The 26,211-nt window shown below is 65.4% G+C and carries 18 protein-coding genes; 5 read left to right on the forward strand and 13 right to left on the reverse strand.

Translation table 11 applies throughout. The annotated features are described in order from the left end of the window. Window positions 1–4 precede the first annotated feature (4 nt). Genes ACI2KI_RS05295 through rpsJ form a run of 4 tightly spaced genes read right to left on the reverse strand, consistent with a single transcriptional unit; the run spans window position 5 to window position 2,008 of the window. Complete coding sequence (locus ACI2KI_RS05295) at window positions 5–310, reverse strand: 50S ribosomal protein L23 (protein WP_003164370.1); 306 nt, start codon at window positions 308–310, stop codon at window positions 5–7. Then, the gene (rplD, locus tag ACI2KI_RS05300) at window positions 310–948 is read right to left on the reverse strand and encodes a 50S ribosomal protein L4 (protein WP_292083343.1); all 639 of its coding nucleotides are present in this window, start codon (window positions 946–948) and stop codon (window positions 310–312) included. Before rplD ends, ACI2KI_RS05295 begins: the two co-directional genes overlap by 1 nt. Beyond that, window positions 948–1,679, reverse strand: coding sequence for a 50S ribosomal protein L3 (gene rplC / locus ACI2KI_RS05305; protein WP_292083344.1), 732 nt, complete (start codon window positions 1,677–1,679; stop codon window positions 948–950). The genes rplD and rplC overlap by 1 nt, the downstream gene beginning before the upstream one ends. A 23-nt stretch (window positions 1,680–1,702) precedes the next feature. Continuing rightward, a complete protein-coding gene (gene rpsJ, locus ACI2KI_RS05310; RefSeq protein WP_105563630.1) occupies window positions 1,703–2,008 on the reverse strand; it encodes a 30S ribosomal protein S10 in 306 nt (101 codons plus the stop codon). A 584-nt stretch (window positions 2,009–2,592) separates the two neighbouring features. Here rpsJ and ACI2KI_RS05315 point away from each other — a divergent pair. Then, on the forward strand, window positions 2,593–3,342 hold the full coding sequence (locus tag ACI2KI_RS05315) for a porin (protein ID WP_292083345.1): 750 nt from the start codon (window positions 2,593–2,595) through the stop codon (window positions 3,340–3,342). Window positions 3,343–3,500: 158 nt separating this feature from the next. Here ACI2KI_RS05315 and ACI2KI_RS05320 read toward each other — a convergent pair whose 3' ends face one another. The 7 genes from ACI2KI_RS05320 to rpsL form a co-directional block, all read right to left on the reverse strand. Then, complete coding sequence (locus tag ACI2KI_RS05320) at window positions 3,501–4,397, reverse strand: GIN domain-containing protein (RefSeq protein WP_313104690.1); 897 nt, start codon at window positions 4,395–4,397, stop codon at window positions 3,501–3,503. Window positions 4,398–4,501: 104 nt separating this feature from the next. After that, entirely contained in the window at window positions 4,502–5,410 is a 909-nt protein-coding gene (locus ACI2KI_RS05325; protein ID WP_404618333.1) for a transcriptional regulator, read from the reverse strand. Window positions 5,411–5,424: 14 nt separating this feature from the next. Beyond that, window positions 5,425–6,576: a GNAT family N-acetyltransferase gene (locus ACI2KI_RS05330; protein WP_404618335.1), complete on the reverse strand. Its 1,152-nt coding sequence runs from the start codon at window positions 6,574–6,576 to the stop codon at window positions 5,425–5,427. A gap of 234 nt (window positions 6,577–6,810) precedes the next feature. Further along, the gene (gene tuf / locus ACI2KI_RS05335) at window positions 6,811–8,001 is read right to left on the reverse strand and encodes an elongation factor Tu (protein ID WP_313413045.1); all 1,191 of its coding nucleotides are present in this window, start codon (window positions 7,999–8,001) and stop codon (window positions 6,811–6,813) included. 112 nt (window positions 8,002–8,113) lie between these two features. Beyond that, window positions 8,114–10,192, reverse strand: a complete 2,079-nt coding sequence (gene fusA / locus ACI2KI_RS05340; RefSeq protein ID WP_404618337.1) for an elongation factor G — start codon at window positions 10,190–10,192, stop codon at window positions 8,114–8,116. 150 nt (window positions 10,193–10,342) lie between these two features. After that, window positions 10,343–10,816, reverse strand: a complete 474-nt coding sequence (gene rpsG / locus ACI2KI_RS05345; RefSeq protein ID WP_292082328.1) for a 30S ribosomal protein S7 — start codon at window positions 10,814–10,816, stop codon at window positions 10,343–10,345. 78 nt (window positions 10,817–10,894) lie between these two features. After that, the gene (rpsL, locus tag ACI2KI_RS05350) at window positions 10,895–11,269 is read right to left on the reverse strand and encodes a 30S ribosomal protein S12 (RefSeq protein ID WP_008260482.1); all 375 of its coding nucleotides are present in this window, start codon (window positions 11,267–11,269) and stop codon (window positions 10,895–10,897) included. Between the two features lie 382 nt (window positions 11,270–11,651). Here rpsL and ACI2KI_RS05355 point away from each other — a divergent pair, with 382 nt between their 5' ends. Continuing rightward, on the forward strand, window positions 11,652–12,725 hold the full coding sequence (locus tag ACI2KI_RS05355; RefSeq protein ID WP_404618339.1) for a hypothetical protein: 1,074 nt from the start codon (window positions 11,652–11,654) through the stop codon (window positions 12,723–12,725). A gap of 110 nt (window positions 12,726–12,835) precedes the next feature. Here the strand turns inward: ACI2KI_RS05355 and rpoC are convergent, their stop codons facing one another. Both rpoC and rpoB read right to left on the reverse strand, forming a co-directional pair. Next, window positions 12,836–17,032 (reverse strand): DNA-directed RNA polymerase subunit beta', encoded by a 4,197-nt coding sequence (gene rpoC / locus ACI2KI_RS05360; RefSeq protein WP_404618341.1) that lies wholly within the window; start codon window positions 17,030–17,032, stop codon window positions 12,836–12,838. Between the two features lie 101 nt (window positions 17,033–17,133). Continuing rightward, window positions 17,134–21,249 carry a DNA-directed RNA polymerase subunit beta gene (rpoB, locus tag ACI2KI_RS05365; RefSeq protein WP_404618343.1) on the reverse strand — a complete coding sequence of 1,372 codons (4,116 nt, stop codon included), beginning with the start codon at window positions 21,247–21,249 and terminating at the stop codon, window positions 17,134–17,136. 332 nt (window positions 21,250–21,581) lie between these two features. Between rpoB and ACI2KI_RS05370 the strand changes: the two genes are divergently transcribed. From ACI2KI_RS05370 to ACI2KI_RS05380, 3 genes are all read left to right on the forward strand, one after another. Continuing rightward, the gene (locus tag ACI2KI_RS05370; RefSeq protein WP_404618345.1) at window positions 21,582–22,103 is read left to right on the forward strand and encodes an FKBP-type peptidyl-prolyl cis-trans isomerase; all 522 of its coding nucleotides are present in this window, start codon (window positions 21,582–21,584) and stop codon (window positions 22,101–22,103) included. Between the two features lie 97 nt (window positions 22,104–22,200). Continuing rightward, window positions 22,201–24,144: a M61 family metallopeptidase gene (locus tag ACI2KI_RS05375; protein ID WP_404618347.1), complete on the forward strand. Its 1,944-nt coding sequence runs from the start codon at window positions 22,201–22,203 to the stop codon at window positions 24,142–24,144. A 50-nt stretch (window positions 24,145–24,194) separates the two neighbouring features. Then, window positions 24,195–26,183 (forward strand): M61 family metallopeptidase, encoded by a 1,989-nt coding sequence (locus ACI2KI_RS05380; protein ID WP_404618349.1) that lies wholly within the window; start codon window positions 24,195–24,197, stop codon window positions 26,181–26,183. The last annotated feature ends 28 nt before the right edge of the window (window positions 26,184–26,211 follow it).

The following is a 26,211-nucleotide window of genomic DNA, read 5'->3' on the forward strand; positions in this document are numbered from 1 at the left end:
CTTCTTAGAGCCCCGTCGTGACGTCGATCGACTGACCTTCGGCCAGCGTCACGATCGCTTTCTTGATGTCCACGCGACGGCCCAGGATGCCCCGGAAGCGCTTGGTCTTGCCCTTTTGAACCAGGGTGTTGACCTTGAGGACGTTGACTTTGAACAGGCTTTCGACCGCAGCAGCGATCTCGTCCTTGGTCGCGGTTCCGGCGACGCGGAAGACGACCTTGTTCTGTTCCGACAGGATCGTGGCCTTCTCGGTGATCACCGGAGCCAGGATGGTGTCGTAGTGCTTGGCGGTGGGTTGAGCGGCGGCCATTATGCGGCTTCCTTCTCAGCGAAGCGCGCCTCGATCGCCTCGACGGCGGCCTTGGTCAGCACCAGTTTGTCGGCCCGCAGGATGTCATAGACGTTCAGGCCGGCGTTCGGCAGCACGTCGATGTGCGGGATGTTGCGAGCGGCCAGGCCGAAGTTCGTGTCGACTTCCGGACCCGCGATGATCAGGGCCTTGGTCCAGCCGAGCTTGCCGAAGGTCTCGCGCAGCGAGGCCGTCTTGGCTTCCTTGACCGAAACGCTGTCGACCACGATCAGATCGCCGGCCTTGGCCTTGGACGACAGGGCGTGACGCAGAGCCAGGGCGCGGACCTTCTTCGGCAGCGAATAGCCGTGGTCGCGAACGACCGGACCGAAGGCGCGCGAACCGCCGACGAACTGCGGAGCACGGCGCGAACCGTGACGAGCGCCGCCGGTGCCCTTTTGCTTGTACATCTTCTTGCCCGTACGAGAGTTCTCGTTGCGGGTTTGAACCTTGTGCGTGCCGGCGCGGCGCTTGGCCAGCTGCCAGTTGACGTAACGGGCCAGCAGGTCGCCGCGGATGTCGGAGATGCCGAAGACGGCTTCCGACAGCTCAACGTCGCCAGCAGCCTTGCCGTCGAGTTTGATGACCGAGAGTTTCATTACGCTTCACCGCCTTCATTGGCTTCCACTGCCGGAGCAGCGGCGGCCGGAGCAGCAGCCGACTTCACAGCGCCCGGGAACGGGGCTTCAGCCGGACGAGCCTTCTTAACGGCGTCGCGAACCTTGACGTAGCTGCCGTCGTGACCCGGGACAGCGCCCTTGATCAGGATCAGGCCGCGCTCGGCGTCCACGCGGACGACGGTCAGGTTCTGCTGGGTGACGACTTCCTGGCCGTAGTGGCCGGCCATCTTCTTGCCCTTGAAGGTCTTGCCCGGGTCCTGACGCTGGCCGGTCGAACCGTGCGAACGGTGCGACAGCGAGACGCCGTGCGTGGCGCGCAGACCGCCGAAGTTCCAGCGCTTCATGGCGCCGGCGAAGCCCTTACCGATGGTCTCGCCCTGGATGTCGACCTTCTGGCCCGCCAGGAAGTGATCGGCCGACAGCTCGGCGCCCACGTCCAGCAGAGCATCCGCGTCAACGCGGAACTCGGTCACATAGTGCTTAGGTTCGACCTCGGCCTTGGCGAAAACTTCGCGCTGAGCCTTGTTGGTGTTTTTTGCCTTCTTGGTCCCGGCGCCCAGTTGCAGGGCGACGTAGCCGTCCCGCTCTTGAGTGCGCTGACCCACGACCTGACAGCCATCCAGCTGCAGAACCGTGACCGGGATGTGCGCGCCGTCTTCAGCGAAGACGCGCGTCATACCCAGTTTCTTGGCGATCACGCCCGTACGCATGTCGGATCCCGCCTCTTTCTTTCTTAAATCTTGATCTCGACGTCCACACCGGCCGACAGGTCGAGCTTCATGAGCGCGTCCACGGTTTGCGGGGTGGGGTCGATGATGTCGAGCACGCGCTTGTGCGTGCGGATTTCAAACTGCTCACGCGACTTCTTATCGACGTGCGGCGAGCGGTTCACGGTGAACTTTTCGATCAGGGTCGGCAGCGGGATCGGACCACGAACGGTCGCCCCGGTGCGCTTGGCGGTGTTGACAATTTCGCGCGTCGAAAAATCGAGGACGCGATGGTCGAAGGCCTTGAGCCTGATGCGGATGCTTTGATCCATATCGGTTGTTATTCCCAAGCGGTCGGAACCGCGTCCCTGTGAACCATTTCAAAGACCGAAGCCTCGGGCAGAGCCCCAAGGAACGCAAATCCGCAAAAACGATTGGCCCACGCAGTTCCCCGCGAAGGCCATAAAGTCCCAAGAATGCTGCAAAGAACAGTAACTTAGGTCGTTCCTGCGAACCGCGTCTGCACCCGAAGATGCACAGCCGGTCCAACAAGAGGGCTGCTTATGCCCGCCGATTCCGTTTTCGTCAAGCGCCGAAACCGTTGCGTGGCGGGCGTTTGAGACTCATCCCCTCGCCTGCCCCGAGACTCCTTATAATAGGCCGATCGAGCATCGGACGCCGGGCGTTTTTTAAGGCCTGAGGCGAAAGCGAGGCCACATGACGGGCTTGTTAACCGTCCGCCGCATTGTCGCCCCGGCTCGCGACGCAAACGTGCCGCAATGCGTCACCCTTCGGCAACATCGCCCCTAAACCGCTGAAAGATGACAAGTTCGTAACAGCGAAACGACAATGCGGGGCCTATCTTCCCCGTGCCGCCACGGTGCGAACCCGGCGGCGTATAAAAAGGATAATCATAATGAAAACCGTCTTCCTCGCTTCGGTCGCCGCCGCCACCCTGATCGCCGCTCCGGCCTTCGCTCAAGACGCTGTCGGCTCGGCCGGCATCGGCTACGTTCACTCGGACACCGAAGGCTTCAAGACCGACGGCGCTCAACTGGACGGCGTCGGCGCCTTCAAGGTCGCACCGGAATGGACCGTCACCGTCAACGGCGCCGTCAACTATGCTGACAGCGACTTCGGCGACGACACCACGGCCGCCGCTGCCGCCCACCTGACCAAGACCTTCGGTTCGGACCTGCGCGCCGGCGGCTTCGTCGGCGTGACCGACCTGGGCGGCGACGAGACCTTCACGGTTGGCGCTGAAATCCAGAAGTACCTGGCCTCGGCCACCCTGACTGGCCTGGTCTCCTACTCGGACCTGGACGGCGCTGACGCCTGGACCGTCGGCGGCGACGCCGCCTACTACGTCAACCCGTCGTTCCGCCTGAACGCTGGCGTGTCGTACAGCAACGTCGACACCGACCTGGGCGACTCGGACGTCTGGGCCTACGGCGCCGGCGCTGAGTACCAGTTCGCCAACAGCCCGTTCAGCGTCAACGGCTCGTACCAGCGCGTGTCGAGCGAGATCGCCAACGTCGACGTCGACGCTGACGTCTTCATGATCGGCGCTCGCTACAACTTCGGCGGTACCCTGCAGTCGCTGGACCGCGCCGGCGCCAACCTGGGTCGCACCCTGGCCAGCCTGCCGGTCGTCCGCGGCTTCTAAGCCAAGGAAGACCTTCGACTTCTAGGTCGAAATGAAACCCCGGCGGAGCGATCCGCCGGGGTTTTTTATGGACTTGGCCAGAGCAGGCCACGACCAGACATGAGAAAGGCCCGGGGGGTTCCACGCTCCCGGGCCTTCTTCGCGGCGAGGCTGTCGGATCAGCGTCCGATGCGCACCTCGCCGGAACCGACGATCGAGCGCGACACCGGACCGGTCGCCTCGGCGATGCGAACGTCGCCCGACCCGGCGATGGACGCGTCCACGCTACCCGCCGTTCCGTCAAATCGCACATTGCCCGAACCGGCGACGGCGACGTCCAGGTTGGAGGCGCGACCGCCGCGGATGCTCACATCGCCCGAACCGCCGATGGAAACGTCCACCGGGCCGTTCACGTTCGCCACGACGATATTGCCCGAGCCGCCGACGTTGGCCTCAAGATCACCCGTGGCCCCGGCGAAGATCGAACCCGAGCCGCCCACCGACGCTTCAAGCGATCGCGACGTTCCGGCGCGGACCGTGCCGGAGCCCCCGACGCCGATCTCCAGTCGGCCGTCGACATTGGCCACGGTCCAGTTGCCGCAGCCGCCGGCGCCCAGATCGACGGAGCGGGCCCCGCGTCCGATCGATCCGTAAACGCCGCTGCCCGAACTGACGTCCACTTCCCGCGGCGTGCGCAGGACGATCAGCGGCGCGTCTTCCAAACGAATGCGCCCCTTACCGGCCAGTTCGACCGTCGCGCCCTCGCCCGGCTGGCGCGCATCCGCCCGGCCGTTGTTGCACTCGCGGATGCTGTCGTTGGAGAACTGCAGCATGCTGCGGCGGCGACCCAGCCCGCCGTCGATGCGAACCTTGTCGCCACGGCGCTCGATGGTCAGTTGCGGCAGGTCGGCCGAGCCCTGCGTGATCTCGACGCCGATGTCGGCCCGGTCCTCGGGAATCACGATGACCCGGGCGACCGCATTGCGGATTTCGGCCTCTTGGGCGGCGGCGGGCTGGGCGGCGGCGATTGCGGCCAGAACGGCGGCGGAGGCTGCGGCGTAAACGGCGATCTTCATGGCGGTGTCCCTCTCCTGATCTGTGGCGAAGGTGACCCCGCACGCCCCCCAAGTCATTTTAAATCGAGGTCATGAAGCCGTTGTAAGGAATGGGCTTGGGGCGCTCAGGACTGAAGAGCCCCTGCCCCGTCCGCCGCGCCGACCTCGGGCTCGAAGTCCCGCTCGAAATGAGCGATCCGGCTCTTCAATGCTCCCATCCGACGCAGGGCCAGGGACGCCGCCCAGCGCGCCGCCAGCTCCCCCTGCCCCATCTGGTCGGTGAAGCGCGGCGCCCCGCCCCGGCTGCGCATCACCGCATTGGTGTAGAGCGCCCCGTTGCGGAACCGCGACGGCCAGGTCTGGAAATCCATCGACAGGGAGACGCAGAACCGGTCCAGGTTCTCCACCCGGTGCGGCGCATACAGGGGCCAGGTCAGGGCCTGCCCCGGCTCCAGATCGATGATCCGCGCGTCCTGCTCAAAGGCAAGGGCGTAGGGCAGTTCCTCGGTCGTCTGACGCGCCACGACCTGTTCCATGTTGCGCTCGGGCAGATGCACCTCGTCGCCCGGATAGACGAAGATCCGCTTGCGGCCCCGCAAGTGGAACAGCACCACCCCGGCCGCGTCGAAATGATAGGGCACCCGCGCCTTGGGCGATGACAGAATCAGCTGGCCGGCGTTGGTGACCGCCCTTAGCCCCGGATAGGTCTTCTCGATCTGGCGATATTCAGCCATGGCCGCTGCCCACAGCGCCGGCCATCCCGTCTGGACGCCGCGCAGATTGACCCACAGCCGGCCCTGCTGGATCGCTTCCAGCAGTTGGCCGCCGTCCAGCCGTCCGCGCGCGCCGGTGCGAAGCGAGACCTGTCCTTCATCATCGTAGTCATACAGGTTGATGTCGAACAGTTCGGCCGGATATCGGTCGAGAACCTCGGCCAGGGCCGCATCCTCGGCGAAGCCCTGAGCAATCAGGCTATGCGGATGGACGGCGGCTTCGGCGATAGGGCCCGGATAGCGGGTGCCGCGTTCAGACATGATGGTCCTCGTCTTCATGATGCGTTCGCCGGTCGATCCATGGCCTTTGAAAAGGCTACGCGCGCGGCCAGGGCGGCGCCCTTCAAGCGGTCCACGCCGTTGGTCTCACAGGCCTCGATGACGTTCCAGCGGCGGCGCAGGCTGTGGCCAAGCTTCTCCGCCCGCTCCGGCCCCGCCAGCTTCAGCACGGCCCCGGTCATGTCGCCCAGCACGGCCGGGAGCCCCGGTCGAAGGATCGCCGCCTCTGTGACCGGTTGCACCGTGTCGCAGAAGTAGCGTTTGTAGGCCTCGCCGCCGAAGCCGTAGTCGAAGTCGCGATACCCCTGCTCCGCCCCCAGCCGGATGGTCTCCATGCTCAGGATGATCCCGGGCGAGCACCGGGCCAGGGCGGGAACATAGGCAGGGAACCAGAAATGGAACCGTTGGCCCGCGTGCAGCGAATACTCCATGGCGGCGATCCTGGAGCCGGCGCGCAGCACCGCGATTGAAGCGCCGAAATCTTCATGCCCCTCAGTCATCAGGGCGTGCAGAAGGTCGCGGGTCCAGCCGCAAGCGAACACATCGTGCCGGGTGGTCCGCCGGTACTGCTCGCGTTTGAGCGCGATCAGCTCGTCCAGCAGGCCAGCGTCGCGCAGGCCCATCTCGACCTCGACCGGACCGAACTCGGTCCCCATGCTGCGCCGCGCCCTCTCCTTGTCCTTGAAGTATTTGCCAAAGGCCTGACGTCGCGCCGCATACCAGGCGTCATAGCCCCCCTTCTGAGGGATCGTGGTGCGGAAGCTCTCGCCCCGGACGCCGCCCGACGCCGCCCCCACCCAGCCGTTGACGCTGAACCGTCTGCCGCCCAGCAGGCGGGCGACCTCGTCCAGGCTCGGCGTAGCGCCTTTCGGGCCTATGACCCCGTGATAGTCGTTCATCGGCGCGGCGATCGGCTGAATCGCGCCACCGCGCTTCTGATAGGGGAAGTAGCCGACGACGGCCCCGTCGCGATGGAATACGGCCAGGCCGCAGTCCGGGCTGATCCGCGCGGCGATCTCGGCGAACTCGACGCGGAAATAGGGGCTGGCCAGATCCGGATCGGCCGCAGCCCAGCCGTTCCACTGCCCGCGCTCGTCAGCCGTCAGGCTGTCCATGGATCGGATATCGAGGGTCAGTGCGCCGGACATCGGTCTCTCTTTGAGCAAATGGACAGCAAGATCCATTCCAGCCGGTTCTGACGCCCCCGCCTTTCGGCAGCGTTTACCGCCATGGTTTATGCGCCCCTTCACCCCCGACAGCAAAACGGCCCCCGGATTGCTCCGGGGGCCGCTCTGTTACGCTTTACGCCTGGCCTGACGCCCTTGCGGGCTGCTTCAGGCCGGTACGCTTACTGTTCGGGTCCGAAGACCCGGATCCATCGCTTAGGCGACGATCTTGGCCACGACGCCGGCGCCGACGGTGCGGCCGCCTTCACGGATGGCGAAGCGCAGCTTCTCTTCCATGGCGATCGGGGTGATCAGTTCGACGTCCAGCTCGGCGTTGTCGCCGGGCATGATCATCTCGACGCCTTCCTTCAGGTGAACGATGCCGGTCACGTCGGTCGTACGGAAGTAGAACTGCGGGCGGTAGTTCGTGAAGAACGGCGTGTGACGGCCGCCTTCTTCCTTGGTCAGGATGTAGGCTTCGGCCACGAACTTGGTGTGCGGGGTGATCGAACCCGGCTTGCACAGCACCTGGCCGCGCTCGACGTCTTCACGCTTGGTGCCGCGCAGCAGCACGCCCACGTTGTCGCCGGCTTGACCCTGGTCCAGCAGCTTGCGGAACATTTCGACGCCCGTGCAGGTCGTCTTCTGGACCGGACGGATGCCGACGATCTCGACTTCTTCACCGACCTTGACGATGCCGCGCTCGACGCGACCCGTGACCACGGTGCCGCGGCCCGAGATCGAGAAGACGTCTTCGACCGGCATCAGGAAGGGCAGGTCGATCGGGCGTTCCGGCTGCGGGATGTAGTCGTCCACAGCCTGCATCAGCTTCAGGATGGCTTCTTCGCCGATGGCGGCGTCGCGGCCTTCGACGGCGGCCAGGGCCGAGCCCTTGACGACCGGGATGTCGTCGCCCGGGAACTGGTAGGACGACAGAAGTTCACGAACTTCCATCTCGACCAGCTCGAGCAGCTCTTCGTCGTCGACCATGTCGACCTTGTTCAGGAAGACGACCAGGGCCGGAACGCCGACCTGACGCGACAGCAGGATGTGCTCGCGGGTCTGCGGCATCGGGCCGTCAGCGGCCGAGCACACCAGGATCGCGCCGTCCATCTGGGCGGCGCCCGTGATCATGTTCTTCACGTAGTCGGCGTGGCCGGGGCAGTCGACGTGCGCGTAGTGACGGTTGGCCGTCTCATATTCCACGTGCGCCGTGTTGATCGTGATGCCGCGGGCCTTTTCTTCCGGGGCGGCGTCGATGTCGGCGTAGTTCATCGCCTTGCCGCCGCCGGCCTTCGCCAGCGTGATCGTGATCGCAGCCGTCAGCGTCGTCTTGCCGTGGTCAACGTGACCGATCGTGCCGATGTTGCAGTGCGGCTTAGTGCGTTCGAACTTTTCCTTGGCCATTCTCTAGCTCCTGGAGGGTCCCCGAACCGGGGGTCCATTTGGTTTGGGGATAGGCGGGGCGATTTGTGGTCAAACCGCCCCGTTTTCAAGTGGGTCCGTCGAAATGACGGACTTAGGCGTACTTCTTGATCACTTCGTCGGCGACGTGTTGCGGCACCGGCTCATAGTGGTCGTACTGCATGGTGAACTGGGCGCGGCCTTGCGACATGCCGCGCAGGGTGTTCACGTAGCCGAACATGTTCGCCAGCGGCACGAAGGCATTGATGACGATGGCGTTGCCGCGCATGTCCTGGCCCTGGATCATGCCGCGACGGCCGTTCAGGTCGCCGATGACCGAGCCGAGGTATTCCTCGGGGGTCACGACCTCGACCGCCATGATCGGCTCGAGCAGCTTGGGCGAACCCTTTTCCTTCAGTTCACGGAAGGCGGCGCGCGACGCGATTTCGAAGGCCAGGACGCTGGAGTCGACGTCGTGGAACTTGCCGTCCGTCAGGGTCGCCTTGAAGTCGATCATCGGGAAGCCGGCCAGCAGACCGTTTTCCTTGGCCGATTCCAGACCCTTCTCGACGCCCGGGATGTATTCCTTCGGCACCGCGCCGCCGACGATGGCGTTTTCGAACACGAAGCCCGAACCGGCTTCACCCGGCTCGAAGGTGATCATGACGCGGGCGAACTGACCCGTACCGCCGGTTTGCTTCTTGTGCGTGTAGTCGATGTCGACCTTGCGGCCCAGCGATTCACGGTAGGCCACCTGCGGCGCGCCGATGTTGGCTTCGACCTTGTAGGTGCGCTTCAGGATGTCGACCTTGATGTCCAGGTGCAGTTCGCCCATGCCCTTCAGGATCGTCTGGCCCGACTCGTGGTCGGTCGAGACGGTGAAGGAGGGGTCTTCCGAAGCCAGCTTGGCCAGAGCCACGCCCAGCTTCTCCTGGTCAGCCTTGGTCTTCGGCTCGACCGAGATTTCGATCACCGGCGCCGGGAATTCCATCTTCTCAAGGATGATGGGCGACTTGATCGGGTCGCACAGGGTGTCGCCCGTGCGGGTTTCCTTCAGGCCGGCCAGGGCGACGATGTCGCCGGCGTAGGCTTCCTTGATGTCCTCGCGGTTGTTCGAGTGCATCTGCAGCATGCGGCCGACGCGCTCTTTCTTGTCACGCGACGAGTTCAGCAGCGACATGCCGGTTTCCATCTTGCCCGAGTACAGGCGGCAGAAGGTCAGCGAGCCGACGAAGGGGTCGTCCATGATCTTGAACGCCAGAACCGACAGGGGCTCTTCGTCCGAGGCCTTGCGGGTGACCGGCTCTTCCGTACGGAAGTCGATGCCCGGGGTGGCCGGAATGTCGGTCGGCGACGGCAGATAGTCGATGACGGCGTCGAGCAGGGGCTGAACGCCCTTGTTCTTGAAGGCCGAGCCGCCGAGGATCGGGTAGAAGGCGCCGGTCAGAACTGCCTTACGGATGCACTTCTTCAGCACTTCGACCGAGGGCTCTTCGCCGCCCAGGTAGGCTTCCATGGCGTCGTCGTCGAGCTCGACGGCGTTGTCGATCAGGTACTGGCGAGCAGCGGCGGCTTCGTCAGCCATGTCGGCCGGGATTTCGCGGACATCGGCGTCGGCGCCGACGGTGTCGGTTTCCCAGACCAGAGCCTTCATTTCGACCAGGTCGATGACGCCCTTCAGCAGGTTTTCAGCGCCGATCGGCAGTTGGATCGGCACAGCCTTGGCGCCCAGACGGTCGCGGATCGACTGCACCGAAGCCGCGAAGTCAGCGCCGATCTTGTCCATCTTGTTGACGAAGACGATGCGCGGAACCTTGTACTTGTCGGCCTGACGCCAGACGGTTTCCGTCTGCGGCTCAACGCCGGCGTTGCCGTCCAGAACGGTCACGGCGCCGTCGAGCACGCGCAGCGAGCGCTCGACTTCAATGGTGAAGTCCACGTGGCCGGGGGTGTCGATGATGTTGAGGCGCTTGCCTTTCCAGAAGGCGGTCGTCGCGGCCGACGTGATGGTGATGCCGCGTTCCTGCTCCTGGTCCATCCAGTCCATGGTCGAAGCGCCGTCGTGCGTCTCGCCCATCTTGTGGTTACGGCCGGTGTAGAACAGGATCCGCTCGGTCGTCGTCGTCTTGCCCGCGTCGATGTGGGCCATGATGCCGAAGTTGCGGTAGTCTTCGATTTTGTGTGTGCGGGGCATTGGAGTTGCCTTCGGGCTGCTTCCCGGACGCGGCGAGCGCCCATTGGTGTCGGATATGACGGCGCGGGCGGTTCAGTCTGAACGCCCGCGCCGGATCGTCTTAGAACGCCGCCGTCCCCATAAACGCAAAGGGGGACGGTTTTAAGACGCTTACCAGCGGTAGTGGCTGAAGGCGCGGTTGGCCTCGGCCATCTTGTGGGTGTCTTCGCGCTTCTTGACCGCGGTGCCGCGGTTGTTCGAGGCGTCCAGCAGCTCAGCAGCCAGCTTTTCCGTCATGGTGTTTTCACCGCGCTTGCGAGCGGCGTTGACCAGCCAACGGATGGCCAGGGCGCGACGACGGTCCGGACGGACTTCGACCGGCACCTGGTAGGTGGCGCCGCCGACGCGGCGCGAACGGACTTCGACCGACGGGGCGACGTTGTCGAGAGCGGCGTGGAAGGTTTCGACCGCGGTGTGGTCTTTCTTCTTCTCGGCCAGGATGTCGAAGGCGCCGTAAACGATGTTTTCGGCGACGGCCTTCTTACCTTCGTACATGACGTAGTTCATGAACTTGGTGACCACCAGGTCCCCAAACTTGGGATCCGGCAGAACTTCACGCTTCTGGGCGCGGTGACGACGCGACATGGGTTATTCCTTGCAGTACCCGACTGACGCCGGGATAATCTCTGAGGGTCCAGACCAGCAGGCCTGAAAGCGGTTCGCTTACTTCGGACGCTTGGCGCCGTAGTGCGAACGACGCTGCTTGCGGTCCTTGACGCCTTGCGTATCGAGCACGCCGCGCAGGATGTGGTAGCGAACGCCGGGCAAGTCCTTCACGCGGCCGCCGCGGATGAGCACGACAGAGTGCTCCTGCAGGTTGTGGCCTTCGCCGGGGATGTAGCAAACGGCTTCGTAGCCGTTCTTGGCCAGACGGACCTTGGCGACCTTACGCAGAGCCGAGTTCGGCTTCTTCGGGGTCGTGGTGTAGACGCGGGTGCAAACGCCGCGACGCTGGGGCGAACCCTCCAGAGCCGGCACCTTGTTGCGGGTGGGCTTGGGCTTGCGCGGCTTGCGGATCAGCTGGTTGATCGTAGGCATACGATTTGTCTCTTTTCGATGTGGAGGCGTGTGCCTTTCGGCCGGGGCGCCTCATGAGCCTTCTTTTGGACGCCGCCGAAGCGCCGCCCGGGTGTTGATCGAGCGAGCCGGAACAGCCAAACGAAAAAGCCGGAACGCGCGCTTTGGGCGTTCCGGCGGGCACAGCCCGTCCGTTCAATTGTCACGATCTCAGCAGACAGCGAACCGCCCACGTCTCGAAAGTGCGCCCCGTTTACGCGCGATGGGTAAAGGCGTCAAGTGATTCACGCCCGGAGGCGGCCAACGCGCCCCGTCAGAAACACGGTTCCATAAAGGGCGAGACTCGCCCCTATATTGCCATGCTTGCCTTGCCATCTTTCTCGACGAGGATTGGGGAGCCGCAATGAGCGTTGCAGTTCTGGCCCGCGCGCCAGTTCGTCGTCTACGTCCTGGGACGCGCCGCACGCTGCTGGCCGGCGCCTCGCTCGTGATGCATGTGGTCGTTCTGGGCTCGATGGTCCTGCTTGCGGCCAGCGAAGAGCATCCGGTCGCGCCCCCCGACCTGCAACCCATCATCCAGCTCGAGATCGAGCGGCCGTCCCTGCCGCCGCCCCAGCCGATCCTGCGGCCGACGCCGCTGCCGCCTGAACCGACCGTCGAGCCGCTGCCGACGCCGACGCCGGAACGGGCCGTGCCCACGCCCGAACGATCAGCACCCGCCCCCTTGCCGACGCCCGCTCCAACACCTGCGCCGCAGCCGCTGCCTCAGGCGCCGCCCCGGACTGCGCCGACAACTCCCCCGACGCCCCTGCCCGCACCGACGCGTGCTCCCGCTCCGCCCGCCCCGGCGCCCGTCCCTGCGCCCGCGCCGGCGCCTCCCGCCGCAGCCGAACGCGCGGCGCCGGCCGCTACCGCCCCCGTCACGGCGCTGCGTCCCCGCAAGAAGGATGAAGACGAAGCGCGCGACGGCCTGCCCGCCGCCCCAGCCCCGCGGCTCGCCAACCCGGCGCCCGGCGCCCCCTCGGCGGCGGCTTCAGGCGTGGACGGCGTCTCCGACGCCTGGCGCGTCGCCCCTGAAGGCCAGGCCGGACGCAACGCCCGCGCCCTGCGAACCTCTCCGGCGGGATGCCCGTCCTCGGCCATCCTGACCCGCGGCGAACAGGCCATCTGCGACGAGCGCTTCAACGCCCGCGCCGCCGAGGGCGCCCAGCGCGCCATCACAGGCAGCGGCAACGCCCAACGCGACGCCCGCTTCGCTCGCGAAGGCGCGCGGGAGATGCAGCGCTACGAACAGCAACGTCGCCCTCTGTCTGGCGGCGTCGGCGTCCTGGGTCCGGCCGACTGCCCAGGCTCAAACTTCGGCACAGGCTGCGCCGGCGCCCACCTCCGGGACGTCCAAGGCGTCGACATGCGCCAAGGCGCGCGCAGCACCGTCAACGAAGGCGAACGCCGAACGCTTGAGCGTCCGCCGCAATAGAAGGCCTGGGAGCCCCGGCCCGCTTCGGCCTCAAGCCGCCCAACGACCCAAAAAGAAAGGCGGCGCCGTCACCGGCACCGCCCTCTTCAGTCTTCAGGTCCGAGAACGGATCAGCCTTCCGGCTGCTCCAGTTCCAGCGCCAGATCGGCCGGCAGGGGCTCGATGGCGTCTTCGCGCGCCTGGGTCAGTTGAGCGTCGCGCTCGTTCGCCAGCTTCTGCAGCGAGCGCAGATAGGCGCCCGTGCCCGCCGGGATCAGACGACCGACGATGACGTTTTCCTTGAGGCCTTCCAGCAGGTCCTTCTTGCCGTGGACCGAAGCCTCGGTGAGGACGCGCGTGGTTTCCTGGAAGGACGCCGCCGAGATGAAGCTGCGGGTTTGCAGCGACGCCTTGGTGATGCCCAGCAGGACCGGTTGCGTGATAGCCAGACGGCCGCCGCGCTTCTCGACCTTGGCGTTCTCGAAGGCCGCCTCGGCCACCTCGACCGTGTCGCCACGGATGAGGGTGGTTTCGCCGGAGTCGATGACTTCGACCTTCTGCAGCATCTGACGGACGATGACTTCGATGTGCTTGTCGTTGATCGGCACGCCCTGCAGTCGGTAGACCTCCTGCACTTCGTTCACCAGATACTCGGCCAGCGCCTCGACGCCCTGGATGCGCAGCAGATCGTGCGGATCCGGGTTGCCGTCGATGATGTAGTCGCCCTTCTGGATCAGATCGCCGTCGTGGACGGAGATGTGCTTGCCCTTCGGGATCAGGAACTCGACCGCCTCGGCCTGGTTGCCGTCGGCATCCGGCTCCGGGGTGATCTTGATGCGACGCTTGTTCTTGTAGTCGCGACCGAACTCAACGCGGCCATCCATTTCGGCGATGACGGCGCAGTCCTTCGGACGGCGGGCTTCGAACAGTTCGGCCACGCGCGGCAGACCGCCGGTGATGTCGCGGGTCTTGGCGCCTTCGGTCGGAACACGGGCGATGATCTCGCCCGGCTTGACCTCGTCGCCGTTCGACACCGACAGAACGGCGCCCACGGGCAGCAGGTAGCGGGCGTCAGAGCCCGAGGCCAGCTTGGCGTAGGTATCGCCAGTCGTGATACCCATGGCCGGACGCAGGTCCGAACCGCGGGGGCTGGCGCGCCAGTCGGAAACCACGCGCTGGGCGATGCCCGTCGCTTCGTCGGTTTCTTCGCGGACCGACAGGCCGTCGACCAGGTCCTCGAAGCGAACGACGCCGCCGACTTCGGTCAGGATCGGCGTGGTGTAGGGGTCCCACTCCGCCAGACGCTGGCCCTTGGCGATGTCTGCGCCTTCCTTGACGCGGATGCGGGCGCCGTACGGGACCTTGTGGGTCTCGCGGTCCTTGCCGTCCACGACCACAGTGACGACGACGTTGCGGCTCATGGCCACCAGGTCGCCGTGCGGCGCGACAACGGTCGGGCCGACGATCTTGGCCGAACCGGCGTTGGTCGCCTCGTAGAACGAGGTTTCCGCCACCTGGGCCGTACCGCCGATGTGGAAGGTACGCATCGTCAGCTGGGTGCCCGGCTCGCCGATCGACTGGGCGGCGATGACGCCGACCGCTTCGCCGATGTTGACATTGGTGCCGCGCGCCAGGTCACGACCGTAGCACATGCCGCAGATGCCTGCTTCGGCTTCACAGGTCAGGGCCGAACGGACCTTGATCGACTGGACGCCGGCCTTGTCGATGACCTCGATCTCTTCTTCCTGCAGATAGGTGTCCGCAGGGAAGAGGATCGTGTCGCCGCCCGGTTCCTTGATGTCCTCGGCCGCATAGCGACCCAGGACGCGTTGGCCCAGCGAGACCAGGACGTCGCCGCCTTCGACCACCGCGCGCAGGGTGATGCCGCGCGTCGAGCCGCAGTCTTCCTCGGTGACGATCGAGTCCTGCGCCACGTCCACCAGACGACGGGTCAGGTAGCCCGAGTTGGCGGTCTTCAGCGCGGTGTCGGCCAGACCCTTACGGGCGCCGTGGGTGGAGTTGAAGTATTCAAGGACGGTCAGGCCTTCCTTGAAGTTCGAGATAATCGGCGTCTCGATGATCTCGCCCGAGGGCTTGGCCATCAGGCCGCGCATGCCCCCCAGCTGCTTCATCTGGGCCTGCGAACCACGGGCGCCGGAGTTGGCCATCATGAAGACGGAGTTGATGTCCGGCTCCTGGCCCGCGATCAGGACGCGAGGCTGGGCGATCTCGCCCATCATCTCGTCAGCGATCTTGTCCGTGGCCTTGGCCCAGGCGTCGACGACCTTGTTATACTTCTCACCCTTGGTGATCAGACCGTCGGCGTACTGTTGCTCGTACTCCTCGACCTGGGTGCGGGTTTCAGCGACCAAGGCTTCCTTCTTGGCGGGAATGACGATGTCGTCCTTGCCCACGGAAATGCCGGCCTTGGCGGCTTCGCGGAAGCCCAGTTGCATCATCTGGTCGGCGAAGATGACCGTCGCCTTCTGACCGCAGTGACGATAGACCTGATCGATCAGGTTACCGATTTCCTTCTTGGTCAGGTTCTTCTCGAGCAGGCGGTAGCCGATGTTGGCGTTGTGCGGCAGCAGAGCGCCCAGCTTCATCCTACCCGGGGTCGTGTCGATGACCTTGGTGACGACTTCGCCAGCCTCGTTCATCTCGGTCCAGCGAGCCTTGATCTTGGTGTGCAGCTTGACGACGCCAGCGTCCAGGGCGGCATCGATTTCACCCATGTTGGCGAACAGCTTGTTCTCGCCCGGCTGGTTATCCTTGACCAGCGACAGGTAGTACAGGCCCAGAACGATATCCTGCGACGGCACGATGATCGGCTTGCCGTTGGCGGGCGACAGGATGTTGTTCGTCGACATCATCAGGACGCGCGCTTCCAGCTGCGCCTCGAGACTCAGCGGGACGTGAACGGCCATCTGGTCACCGTCGAAGTCGGCGTTGAACGCCGTACAGACCAGCGGGTGCAGGCGGATGGCCTTGCCCTCGATCAGCTTCGGCTCGAACGCCTGGATGCCCAGACGGTGCAGCGTGGGCGCGCGGTTCAGCATCACCGGGTGTTCCCGGATCACTTCTTCCAGGATGTCCCAGACCTGCGGCTGCTCGCGCTCGACCATGCGCTTGGACTGCTTGACGGTGCCCGACAGGCCCTTGGCGTCCAGACGCGCATAGATGAACGGCTTGAACAGCTCTAGCGCCATCTTCTTCGGCAGGCCGCACTCGTGCAGCTTCAGCTCGGGGCCCACGGTGATGACCGAACGGCCCGAGTAGTCGACGCGCTTGCCCAGCAGGTTCTGACGGAAGCGACCCTGCTTGCCCTTCAGCATGTCGGCCAGCGACTTCAGCGGACGCTTGTTGGCGCCCGTGATGACGCGGCCACGACGGCCGTTGTCGAACAGGGCGTCGACCGACTCCTGCAGCATCCGCTTTTCGTTGCGGATGATGATGTCCGGCGCGCGCAGCTCGATCAGGCGCTTCAGGCGGTTGTTACGGTTGATGACCCGGCGATAGAGGTCGTTCAGGTCGGACGTCGCGAAGCGACCGCCGTCCAGCGGCACCAGCGGGCGCAGTTCCGGCGGGATGACCGGCACGATCGTCAGGATCATCCACTCGGGCTTGTTGCCCGACTCCAGGAAGGCCTCGATCAGCTTCAGGCGCTTGGACGCCTTCTTGGCCTTCATTTCCGACGGGTTGTCGGCCAGCTCGGCGCGGTGGCGCTCGGCCTCGGCGTTCAGGTCGATGCCCATCAGCAGGTTGCGGACGGCCTCGGCGCCGATTTCGGCCGTGAAGCCGTCGTCGCCGTATTCTTCCTGGTAGCGATAGAACTCGTCTTCCGTCAGCAGTTGGTTCTGCTTCAGCGGGGTCAGGCCCGGCTCGGTGACGATGTAGTTTTCGAAATAGAGGACGCGCTCGACGTCCTTCAGCGCCATGTCCAGCATCAGCGAGATGCGCGACGGCAGCGATTTCAGGAACCAGATATGGGCGACCGGGGCAGCCAGGTCGATGTGACCCATGCGCTCACGGCGAACGCGAGCCAGCGTGACTTCAACGCCGCACTTCTCGCAGATGATGCCCTTGTACTTCATGCGCTTGTACTTGCCGCACAGGCATTCGTAATCCTTGGTCGGGCCAAAGATACGGGCGCAGAACAGGCCGTCACGCTCGGGCTTGAACGTACGGTAGTTGATGGTTTCCGGCTTCTTGATCTCGCCGAACGACCACGAACGGATCTTCTCCGGCGAGGCCAGGGCGATCTTGATCTGGTCGAAGGTCGGCGTGACCGGGACCGGGTTGAAGATGTTCAGGACTTCCTGGTTCATCTTTTTTCCTTCTGCGGGAATGCCCCGCGAAAATTCATTCAGAGAGGAGAGGCGGTCGGACCGCCCTCCCCCGCCGAGCGGGAGAGGGCTTCAGGCTCCAATCAGCTGTTCTCCAGCTCCACGTTCAGGCCCAGCGAGCGCATTTCCTTGATGAGCACGTTGAAGCTCTCGGGAATGCCGGCTTCGAAGCTGTCGTCGCCGCGGACGATCGCCTCGTAGACCTTGGTGCGGCCGGCCACGTCGTCGGACTTCACCGTCAGCATTTCCTGCAGGGTGTAGGCGGCGCCGTAGGCTTCCAGAGCCCAGACCTCCATTTCCCCGAAGCGCTGACCGCCGAACTGCGCCTTGCCGCCCAGCGGCTGCTGGGTGACGAGCGAGTACGGGCCGATGGAGCGGGCGTGGATCTTGTCGTCGACCAAGTGGTGCAGCTTCAGCATGTACACATAGCCGACCGTGACCGGACGCTTGAACTGCTCGCCCGTCTGACCGTCGAACAGGATCGACTGGCCCGAACGATCCAGACCGGCCGACTCCAGCAGGTCCTCGATGTCGGAGATGTGCGCGCCGTCGAAGACCGGGGTCGCGAAGGGCACACCCTTGGCCAGGTTCTGAGCCAGCTCGATCAGGTCCTCGTCCGATTCCGGCAGAGGCGTGTCAGCGCCGTAGATCTCGGTCAGACGCGTGACCAGGGCCTCGCGCAGACCGCCGTCCATCCAGTTATCGAGCAGACCCTTGATCTGCTTGCCGAGACCGGCGGCGGCCCAACCCAGATGGGTTTCGAAGATCTGACCGATGTTCATGCGCGAAGGCACGCCCAGCGGGTTCAGAACGATGTCGACGTGCGTGCCGTCGTCCAGGTGCGGCATGTCCTCGATCGGCAGGATCTTGGAGATGACGCCCTTGTTGCCGTGACGGCCGGCCATCTTGTCGCCCGGCTGAAGCTTGCGCTTCACGGCCACGAAGACCTTGACCATCTTCATCACGCCAGGCGGCAGCTCGTCGCCGCGCTGCAGCTTCTCGACCTTGTCCTCGAAGCGACGGTCGAGCGCCTTACGGGCGTCCTCGAACTGCTTCTTCATGGCCTCGAGCTCGCCCATCGCCTTCTCGTCGTCGAGGGCGATCTGCCACCATAGGCCCTTGGACACTTCGGCCAGCTTCTCTTCGGTCACTTCGCCGCGGCCCATGCCCTTCGGGCCCGAGACAGCGTCCTTGCCGAGCAGCAGCGGCTTCAGGCGGCCATAGACGTTGCGCTCAAGGATCTTGAGCTCGTCATCACGGTCCTTGCCGAGGCGTTCGATTTCGGCGCGTTCGATGGCGACGGCGCGCTCGTCCTTGTCGACGCCGTGACGGTTGAAGACGCGCACGTCGACGACCGTGCCGGCGACGCCGGGCGGCAGACGCAGCGAGGTGTCGCGGACGTCCGAAGCCTTCTCGCCGAAGATGGCGCGCAGCAGCTTCTCTTCCGGCGTCATCGGGCTTTCGCCCTTCGGCGTGACCTTGCCGCACAGGATGTCGCCCGGCTGGACTTCGGCGCCGATGGCCACGATGCCCGCTTCGTCGAGGTTGCGCAGAGCTTCCTCGCCGACGTTCGGGATGTCGCGGGTGATTTCTTCCGGCCCAAGCTTCGTATCACGCGCCATCACTTCGAATTCCTCGAGGTGGATGGAGGTGAAGATGTCGTCGCGCACGATGCGCTCGGAGATCAGGATGGAGTCTTCGAAGTTGTAGCCGTTCCAGGGCATGTAGGCGACCAGGACGTTACGGCCCAGAGCCAGTTCGCCCAGATCCGTCGACGGACCGTCAGCGATCACGTCGCCAGCCTTCACTTCATCGCCCACGCGCACGATCGGGCGTTGGTTGATGCAGGTCGACTGGTTGGAACGCTGGAACTTCGACATGCGGTAGATGTCGACGCCCGAGCGACCGGCGTCCACGTCGCCGGTGGCGCGCAGAACGATACGCGTGCCGTCGATCTGCTCGACGACGCCGTCACGCTTGGCGATCACCACAGCGCCCGAGTCCACGGCCACGACCGCTTCCATGCCGGTGCCGACCAGCGGCGCGTCCGACTGCACCAGCGGCACGGCCTGACGTTGCATGTTGGCGCCCATCAGTGCGCGGTTGGCGTCGTCGTTTTCCAGGAACGGGATCAGGGCCGCGGCGACCGAAACGACCTGCTTCGGCGACACGTCCATCATGTCGACGTCGGCCTTGGTCAGCAGCTGGGATTCACCGTTGATCCGGCCGGGGACCAGGTCCTCGACGATCTCGCCCGCCTTCAGCTCGATGTTGGACTGGGCGATAACGTGCTTCGCCTCTTCCATGGCCGAGATGTAGACCACCTCGTCCGTGGCCTTGCCGTCCTTCACGCGACGGTACGGCGATTCAATGAAGCCGTACTTGTTGACACGCGCGTGGGTGGCCAGCGAGTTGATCAGACCGATGTTCGGGCCTTCCGGCGTTTCGATCGGGCAGATGCGGCCGTAGTGCGTCGGGTGAACGTCGCGGACTTCGAAGCCGGCGCGCTCGCGGGTCAGACCGCCCGGGCCAAGCGCCGAAAGGCGACGCTTGTGGGTGATTTCCGACAGCGGGTTGGTCTGGTCCATGAACTGCGACAGCTGCGACGAGCCGAAGAATTCACGCACGGCGGCGGCGGCCGGCTTGGCGTTGATCAAGTCGTGCGGCATGACCGTGTCGATATCGACCGAGCTCATGCGCTCCTTGATGGCGCGCTCCATGCGCAGCAGACCGACGCGGTACTGGTTTTCCAGCAGCTCGCCGACCGAACGCACGCGACGGTTGCCCAGGTTGTCGATGTCGTCGATCTCGCCGCGGCCGTCCTTCAGGCCGACCAGGATCTGCAGCACCTTCAGCACGTCGTCCTTTTGCAGGACGCGGATTTCGTCAGAAACCTCGAGGGTCTCCAGACGCATGTTCATCTTCACGCGGCCCACGGCCGACAGGTCGTAGCGCTCGGCGTCGAAGAACAGCGAGTTGAACATGGCCTCGGCGGCTTCCGGGGTCGGCGGCTCGCCCGGACGCATGACGCGATAGATGTCGAACAGGGCGTCTTCACGACCCGTGTTCTTGTCGATGCGCAGAGTGTTGCGCATGTAGGCGCCGACCGTGACGTGGTCGATGTCCAGCACGTCGATGGTGGTGAAGCCGCGCTCTTCCAGCAGAGCGATCGTTTCGGCGTCCAGCTCGTCGCCGGCCTCGGCGTAGATCTCGCCGGTCTCATAGTTGACAGCGTCGGCCGCCAGATACTTGGTCAGCAGGGCGTCAGCCGCCAGCGACAGCGAAACCAGACCGCCGTCGGCCAGCTTCTTGGCGGCGCGGGCGCTGATCTTCTGACCGGCTTGCGCGACCACTTCGCCGGTGTCGGCGTCGACCAGGTCGAACTCCGGCTTCACGCCGCGCCAACGCTCGGGCTTGTAGGGGGTGACCCAGCCTTCGCCGCGCTTCTCGTAAGGCACGGTCTCGTAGAAGGTCTTGAGGATTTCCTCGCCGTCCATGCCCAGGGCCAGCAGGAAGCTGGTGGCCGGCAGTTTACGGCGACGGTCGATACGAACGTAGACCACGTCCTTGGCGTCGAACTCAAAGTCCAGCCACGAGCCGCGGTAGGGAATGACGCGGGCGGCGAACAGCAGCTTGCCCGACGAGTGGGTCTTGCCCTTGTCGTGGTCGAAGAAGACGCCCGGCGAACGGTGCATCTGCGAGACGATCACGCGCTCGGTGCCGTTGACGATGAAGGTGCCCTTGTCCGTCATGAGCGGGATGTCGCCCATGTAGACATCCTGCTCCTTGATATCCTTGACCGAACGGGCGCCCGTTTCTTCCTCGGTCTCAAAGACGATCAGGCGCAGCTTGACCTTCAGCGGAGCCGCGAAGGTCATGTCACGCTGGATGCACTCCTCAACGTCGTACTTCGGGTCCTCGAACTCGTAGGACACGTACTCCAGAACGGCGCGCTCGTTGAAGTCCTTGATCGGGAAGACCGACTTGAAGACCGCCTCGATGCCCTGGTCCTTGCGCAGGCCGCTGCGCACTTCGCGCTGCAGGAACTGCTCGTAGGAAGCGCGCTGAACCTCGATCAGGTTCGGCATCTTCACCGCTTCGGGGATGCGCCCGAACGAGTGACGAATACGCTTCTTTCCGGTGAACGAGGTGGCGGAGGCGATCTTACCCAGGGCGAGACCGTCAGTGGAGTTTGCCATTCTGTTTTCCCAATCGCGAGCTCACCCCCACAAAGGAATGAAGACCCGACGTCAATGCAGCAGCCACGGAACGCCAAACAGCGATCCGTGACCGTAAGTTCTCGCGGCGCCCACCCTCGATCCGCTACGGGATCAGGGCGCCTGATATGCCCGCTCCTTGGGAAAGGAGCGACGCCTGCGCACCGGTCGGAGGGCGACAAACCGGGCCTCGGCGCTTTCGCGCGGGATTCTTGGAATCTGCGGAGCGCGCATATATACGCCGATCTCCGGCGAAATAAAGGCCTCTGGCGCAGACAGGTGACAGTTTCGACCGGCGTGATAAGCCTAGCGGTATGAACCGTATCGCCCTGCCCGCGCTCGCCGCGACCGCCCTCGCCCTGTCCCTGCCTGCTTGCGCCACAGCGCCCGCCACGACCGCCCCTGTCCCGCCGCAGGGCCCCGCCACCCAAGAGAACTGGGAGGTCGGTCAGGCCGCCTATCTTATGTGGAACGGCCAGCAGCGCGGCTGGACCACCACGCCTTCGGGCTTGCAGTACCGCCGCGTCGGCAAGGCCAGGCCGGAGGGCGTCCAGCCGACCGCGACCGACACCGTCAAGGTCCACTATCGCGGGACCTTCATCGACGGACGCGAGTTCGACAGCTCTTACTCGCGCAACGAACCGGCCAGCTTCCCGCTGAACCGCGTCATCAAGGGCTGGACCGAGGGCGTCGCCCTGATGCGCACCGGCGAGACCTATGAGTTCGTCATCCCCGCCGACCTGGCCTATGGCGCGCGCTGGGTCGGCGGCGAGATCCCGCCAAACTCGGTGCTGCGCTTCACCGTCGAGCTTCTGGAAGTAAACCCGGCGAGCTGACACAGCTTCGTCATACGGCTTGACGCAGGGTGCGACACATTGTGGTCTGCGCCCCGCATCGGGCCGCGTGGGGGCGGCTGTTTCCGGATTTTCTGTGATGAAGCGTTTCGCCCTGGCCGTCAGCGCCGCCGCCCTGCTGATTTCAATGGGCGCGCCCGCGCTGGCCCAGGTCGGCACGCCCGCCCTGCCCGTGGCGCTTGCGCCCATCCCGGCCCCGCGCGACGTCGCCTATCCCGGCGTCATCAGCCTCGAGGTAGACGCCACCGACATCGACCGTCGGCTGATCCAGGTGCGTCAAACCATTCCGGTTACTCGAGCCGGGCCCATGGTCCTGCTCTATCCGCAATGGCTGCCGGGCAACCACAGCCCCGCCGGTCCCGTCGCCAACGTCGGCGGCCTGACGTTCACCGCCAACGGTCAGCGGCTGGAGTGGGTCCGCAACACGGTCCAGCCCTGGGCCTATCAGATCGAGGTCCCCGCCGGCGTCAGCCAGATCGAGGTCGCCTTCCAGTGGCTGACCCCGATCGAGGGCAGTCAGGGGCGCGTGGTCGTCACCCCCGAGATGCTGAACATCCAGTGGGAGAAGGCCCTGCTCTATCCCGCCGGCTACTATTCGCGTCAGATCACCTTCAAGCCGACCCTGAAGCTGCCCGCCGGCTGGAACTACGGCGCGGGCCTCGACACCGTCAGCTTCGAGAACGGCCTGGCGACGTTCGCCCCCATCACCCTCGACCATCTGGCCGACAGCCCCGTCTTCGCGGGCCAGCACTATCGCCAGATCGACCTTGATCCGGGCGGTCGCTCGCCCGTCCGCCTCAATGTCGTGGCCGACACCGCCAAGATGCTCGAAGCCTCGGACGAACATATCCAGTTGCACCGCAATCTGGTCCAGCAGGCCGACCGTCTGTTCGGCGCGCGCCACTACAACCACTACGACTTCCTCGTGGCGGTGACGGACAAGCTGGGCGGCATTGGTCTGGAGCACCAGCGCTCGTCCGAGAACAGCGTCGATCCCAAATACTTCACCGACCGCGAAGGGACCCTGGCCGACCGCGACCTCTTGGGCCACGAATACACCCACAGCTGGAACGGCAAGTGGCGCCGCCCCGCCGACCAGATGACGCCCAACCTTAACGAGCCGCTGCAGAACTCCCTGCTCTGGGTCTATGAGGGCCAGACGCAGTACTGGGGGCTGGTCCTGACCGCCCGCGCCGGCCTGATGAGCAAGCAACAGGCGCTGGACGTCCTGGCCATGACCGCCGCCAGCTTCCAGAACATCCCCGGCCGCCAGTGGCGCGCCATGCAGGACACCACCAACGACCCCATCATCGCCCAGCGCCGCCCTCAGCCCTGGGGCAGCTACCAGCGCAGCGAGGACTATTACCGCGAGGGCTCGCTGATCTGGCTGGACGCCGACACCCTGATCCGCGAGCAGACCGGCGGCAAGAAGTCGCTGGACGACTTCGCCAAGGCCTTCTTCGGCGTCGAGGACGGTGACTGGAACCCGGCCCCTTACACCTTCGACACCGTGACCTCGACGCTGAACGGGGTACAGGCGAACAACTGGCCCGCCTTCCTGCGCGAGCGTCTGGACGCCGTCGGTCCCGACTCGCGCGGTCCGCTGGACGGCATCGAGCGCGGCGGATACCGCCTGGTCTTCAAGGAGCGGCCGTCCGGCTACATGGGCGCGCTTTACAAGGAACTGGGCCGCAACGACTTCACCTATTCGCTCGGCTTCATGATGAACCGGACAAACCGGATCACCTCGGTCGTCTGGGGCGGCCCGGCCTTCGAACAGGGCCTGACCTCAGGCTGGGAAGTGATCGCCGTCGGCGGCCGCGCCGCCTCGGCCGAGGCGCTGAAGGAGGCCGTCACCGCCGCCAAGGGGACATCCGCCCCCATCGAGCTGATCCTCAAGAACGGCGACGTCTTCAAGACCGTCCGCTTCGACTACCACGACGGCCTGCGCTACCCGCACCTGGAGCGGATCGAGGGGACGCAGGACCGGCTGGGCGACATCCTGTCGCCTCGCCGTCGCTGACGCCGCCTGCCAAGCCTTACGCCTGATTACCTCTGAGTTCTGGATACCCGATGACCCGACGCCTGCCCGCCGCCGCCCTCGCCCTGTTGCTGACCTCGGTCGCTTCGACCGCCCTGGCTCATGCTCCTCAGGCCTGGACCGGCCCGCAGGCGCCGGCCTCGCCGACGCCCCAGAACACGCCGCTCGGCCTGCCCCGCGCCCTGCCGCCGATCCCGGCGCCGACCGCCGAGACCTATCCCGGCGTCATCAAGTATGAGGTCGACGCCACCGACGTGGAGCGCAAGATCGTCCGCGTCCGCCAGACCATCCCGGTCAAGGCCGGACCTCTGGTCCTGCTCTATCCCAAGTTCCTGCCCGGCAACCACGCCGCCACCGGCCCGATCCAACTGATCTCGGGCGTCACCGTAACGGGCGGCGGCAACCGCATCGACTGGCTGCGCGACACCATCGACCCCAACGCCTTCCACATCGACGTGCCGCAGGGCGTCAGCGAGATCGTGGTCGAGTTCCAGTGGCTGACCCAGCCCGACAACGCGACCTGGCGCGTCGTCATGACGCCGGAAATGGTCAACATGCAGTGGGAGAAGGCCCTGCTCTACCCGGCCGGCTACCGCTCGACCGGCATCACCCTCGCCCCGTCAATCCGCCTGCCCGAGGGCTGGAAGTACGGCGTGGCGCTGGACACCGAGCGCTATGAGAACGGCGTGGCGACCTTCCGCCCCACCGACCTCTACACCCTTATCGACAGCCCCCTGTTCGGCGGCGCCCACTTCCAGCGCGTCGAGATCGACCCGCGCGGCGAGGCGGTTCACCTGAACATCGTCGCCGACGAAGCCAAGCACATCGCCCCGACGCCGGAGCAGATCGCCTGGTTCGAGAACCTGGTGACCCAAACCGACCGCCTGTTCGGCGCCCGCCCCTATGACCGCTACGACTTCCTGGTCGCCGCCACATCCAAGATGGGCGGCATCGGCCTGGAGCATCACCGCTCGTCGGAGAACTCGGTCCCGACCGACTTCTTCACCAACTGGGGCAAGAGCATGGGCGCGGTCGGCCTCTTGCCTCACGAGTTCGTCCACGCCTGGAACGGAAAGCGCCAGCGCCCCGCCGACGAACTGACCGCGAACCACAACATCCCGACCCAGAACACCCTTCTGTGGGTCTATGAGGGCCAGACGGAATACTGGGGCGACGTCCTGACCGCCCGCTCGGGCCTGGCCTCCAAGGACGACATTCTGGTCACCGTGGCCGAGAACGCCGCCTTCTACGACAACCAGCCCGGCCGCGAATGGCGCCCGCTGCAGGACGTCAACAACCACAACCTGCTCGGCTACCGCACTAGCAATCCCTATTCGTCGTGGATGCGCGGCACCGGCGACTACTACCGCGAAAGCCTGCTGATCTGGCTGGACGCCGACACCCTGATCCGCGAGGCCACGGGCGGCAAGAAGTCGCTGGACGACTTCGCCAGGGGCTTCTTCGGCGGCGACGACGGCTCCTATGCGCCGCGTGGCTACACCTTCGACGACGTGGTCGCGGCCCTGAACGCCGTCCATCCGCACGACTGGGCCGGCTTCCTGCGCACCCGGCTGGACGCCAGCGGCCCGGACGCCAAGGCCCCGTTGGACGGTCTGGCGCGCGGCGGCTACCGCCTGACCTACACCGACAGCCTGACCGCCGGTGAAAAGCGCATCCAGTCCGGCTGGGCCACCGACTTCCAGTATTCCCTGGGCTTCACCCTGTCCTCGTCGAACAAGCTGACGGGCATTCGCTGGGGCGGCCGCGCCTTCGAGGCGGACATCGGTCCCGGCTGGGAACTGGTCGCCGTCAACGACCGCGCCGCCTCGGCCGAGGTGCTGCGTGACGCCGTCACCGCCGCCAAAGGCACGGACAAGCCGATCGGCCTGCTGCTCAAGAACGGCGACCGCTACCGCACCGTAGCCTTCGACTACCACGACGGCCTGCGCTACCCGCGTCTGGAGCGCATCCCCGGCGCGCCGGACCGGATCGGCGACATCCTCAGCCCGCGCCGTCGCTAAGGCCGCGTCAGAAACAGAAACGGCCCGG

Origin of the sequence: Brevundimonas sp. NPDC046655, assembly GCF_044901625.1 — a bacterium.
GTDB lineage: Bacteria > Pseudomonadota > Alphaproteobacteria > Caulobacterales > Caulobacteraceae > Brevundimonas.

Excerpts from the sequence above, each read along its gene's own strand:
- ACI2KI_RS05295 (WP_003164370.1), bottom strand. The coding sequence starts at position 310 with ATGGCCGCCGCTCAACCCACCGCCAAGCACTACGACACCATCCTGGCT.
- rplD (WP_292083343.1), bottom strand. The coding sequence starts at position 948 with ATGAAACTCTCGGTCATCAAACTCGACGGCAAGGCTGCTGGCGACGTT.
- rplC (WP_292083344.1), bottom strand. The coding sequence starts at position 1,679 with ATGCGTACGGGCGTGATCGCCAAGAAACTGGGTATGACGCGCGTCTTC.
- rpsJ (WP_105563630.1), bottom strand. The coding sequence starts at position 2,008 with ATGGATCAAAGCATCCGCATCAGGCTCAAGGCCTTCGACCATCGCGTC.
- ACI2KI_RS05315 (WP_292083345.1), top strand. The coding sequence starts at position 2,593 with ATGAAAACCGTCTTCCTCGCTTCGGTCGCCGCCGCCACCCTGATCGCC.
- ACI2KI_RS05320 (WP_313104690.1), bottom strand. The coding sequence starts at position 4,397 with ATGAAGATCGCCGTTTACGCCGCAGCCTCCGCCGCCGTTCTGGCCGCA.
- ACI2KI_RS05325 (WP_404618333.1), bottom strand. The coding sequence starts at position 5,410 with ATGTCTGAACGCGGCACCCGCTATCCGGGCCCTATCGCCGAAGCCGCC.
- ACI2KI_RS05330 (WP_404618335.1), bottom strand. The coding sequence starts at position 6,576 with ATGTCCGGCGCACTGACCCTCGATATCCGATCCATGGACAGCCTGACG.
- tuf (WP_313413045.1), bottom strand. The coding sequence starts at position 8,001 with ATGGCCAAGGAAAAGTTCGAACGCACTAAGCCGCACTGCAACATCGGC.
- fusA (WP_404618337.1), bottom strand. The coding sequence starts at position 10,192 with ATGCCCCGCACACACAAAATCGAAGACTACCGCAACTTCGGCATCATG.
- rpsG (WP_292082328.1), bottom strand. The coding sequence starts at position 10,816 with ATGTCGCGTCGTCACCGCGCCCAGAAGCGTGAAGTTCTGCCGGATCCC.
- rpsL (WP_008260482.1), bottom strand. The coding sequence starts at position 11,269 with ATGCCTACGATCAACCAGCTGATCCGCAAGCCGCGCAAGCCCAAGCCC.
- ACI2KI_RS05355 (WP_404618339.1), top strand. The coding sequence starts at position 11,652 with ATGAGCGTTGCAGTTCTGGCCCGCGCGCCAGTTCGTCGTCTACGTCCT.
- rpoC (WP_404618341.1), bottom strand. The coding sequence starts at position 17,032 with ATGAACCAGGAAGTCCTGAACATCTTCAACCCGGTCCCGGTCACGCCG.
- rpoB (WP_404618343.1), bottom strand. The coding sequence starts at position 21,249 with ATGGCAAACTCCACTGACGGTCTCGCCCTGGGTAAGATCGCCTCCGCC.
- ACI2KI_RS05370 (WP_404618345.1), top strand. The coding sequence starts at position 21,582 with ATGAACCGTATCGCCCTGCCCGCGCTCGCCGCGACCGCCCTCGCCCTG.
- ACI2KI_RS05375 (WP_404618347.1), top strand. The coding sequence starts at position 22,201 with ATGAAGCGTTTCGCCCTGGCCGTCAGCGCCGCCGCCCTGCTGATTTCA.
- ACI2KI_RS05380 (WP_404618349.1), top strand. The coding sequence starts at position 24,195 with ATGACCCGACGCCTGCCCGCCGCCGCCCTCGCCCTGTTGCTGACCTCG.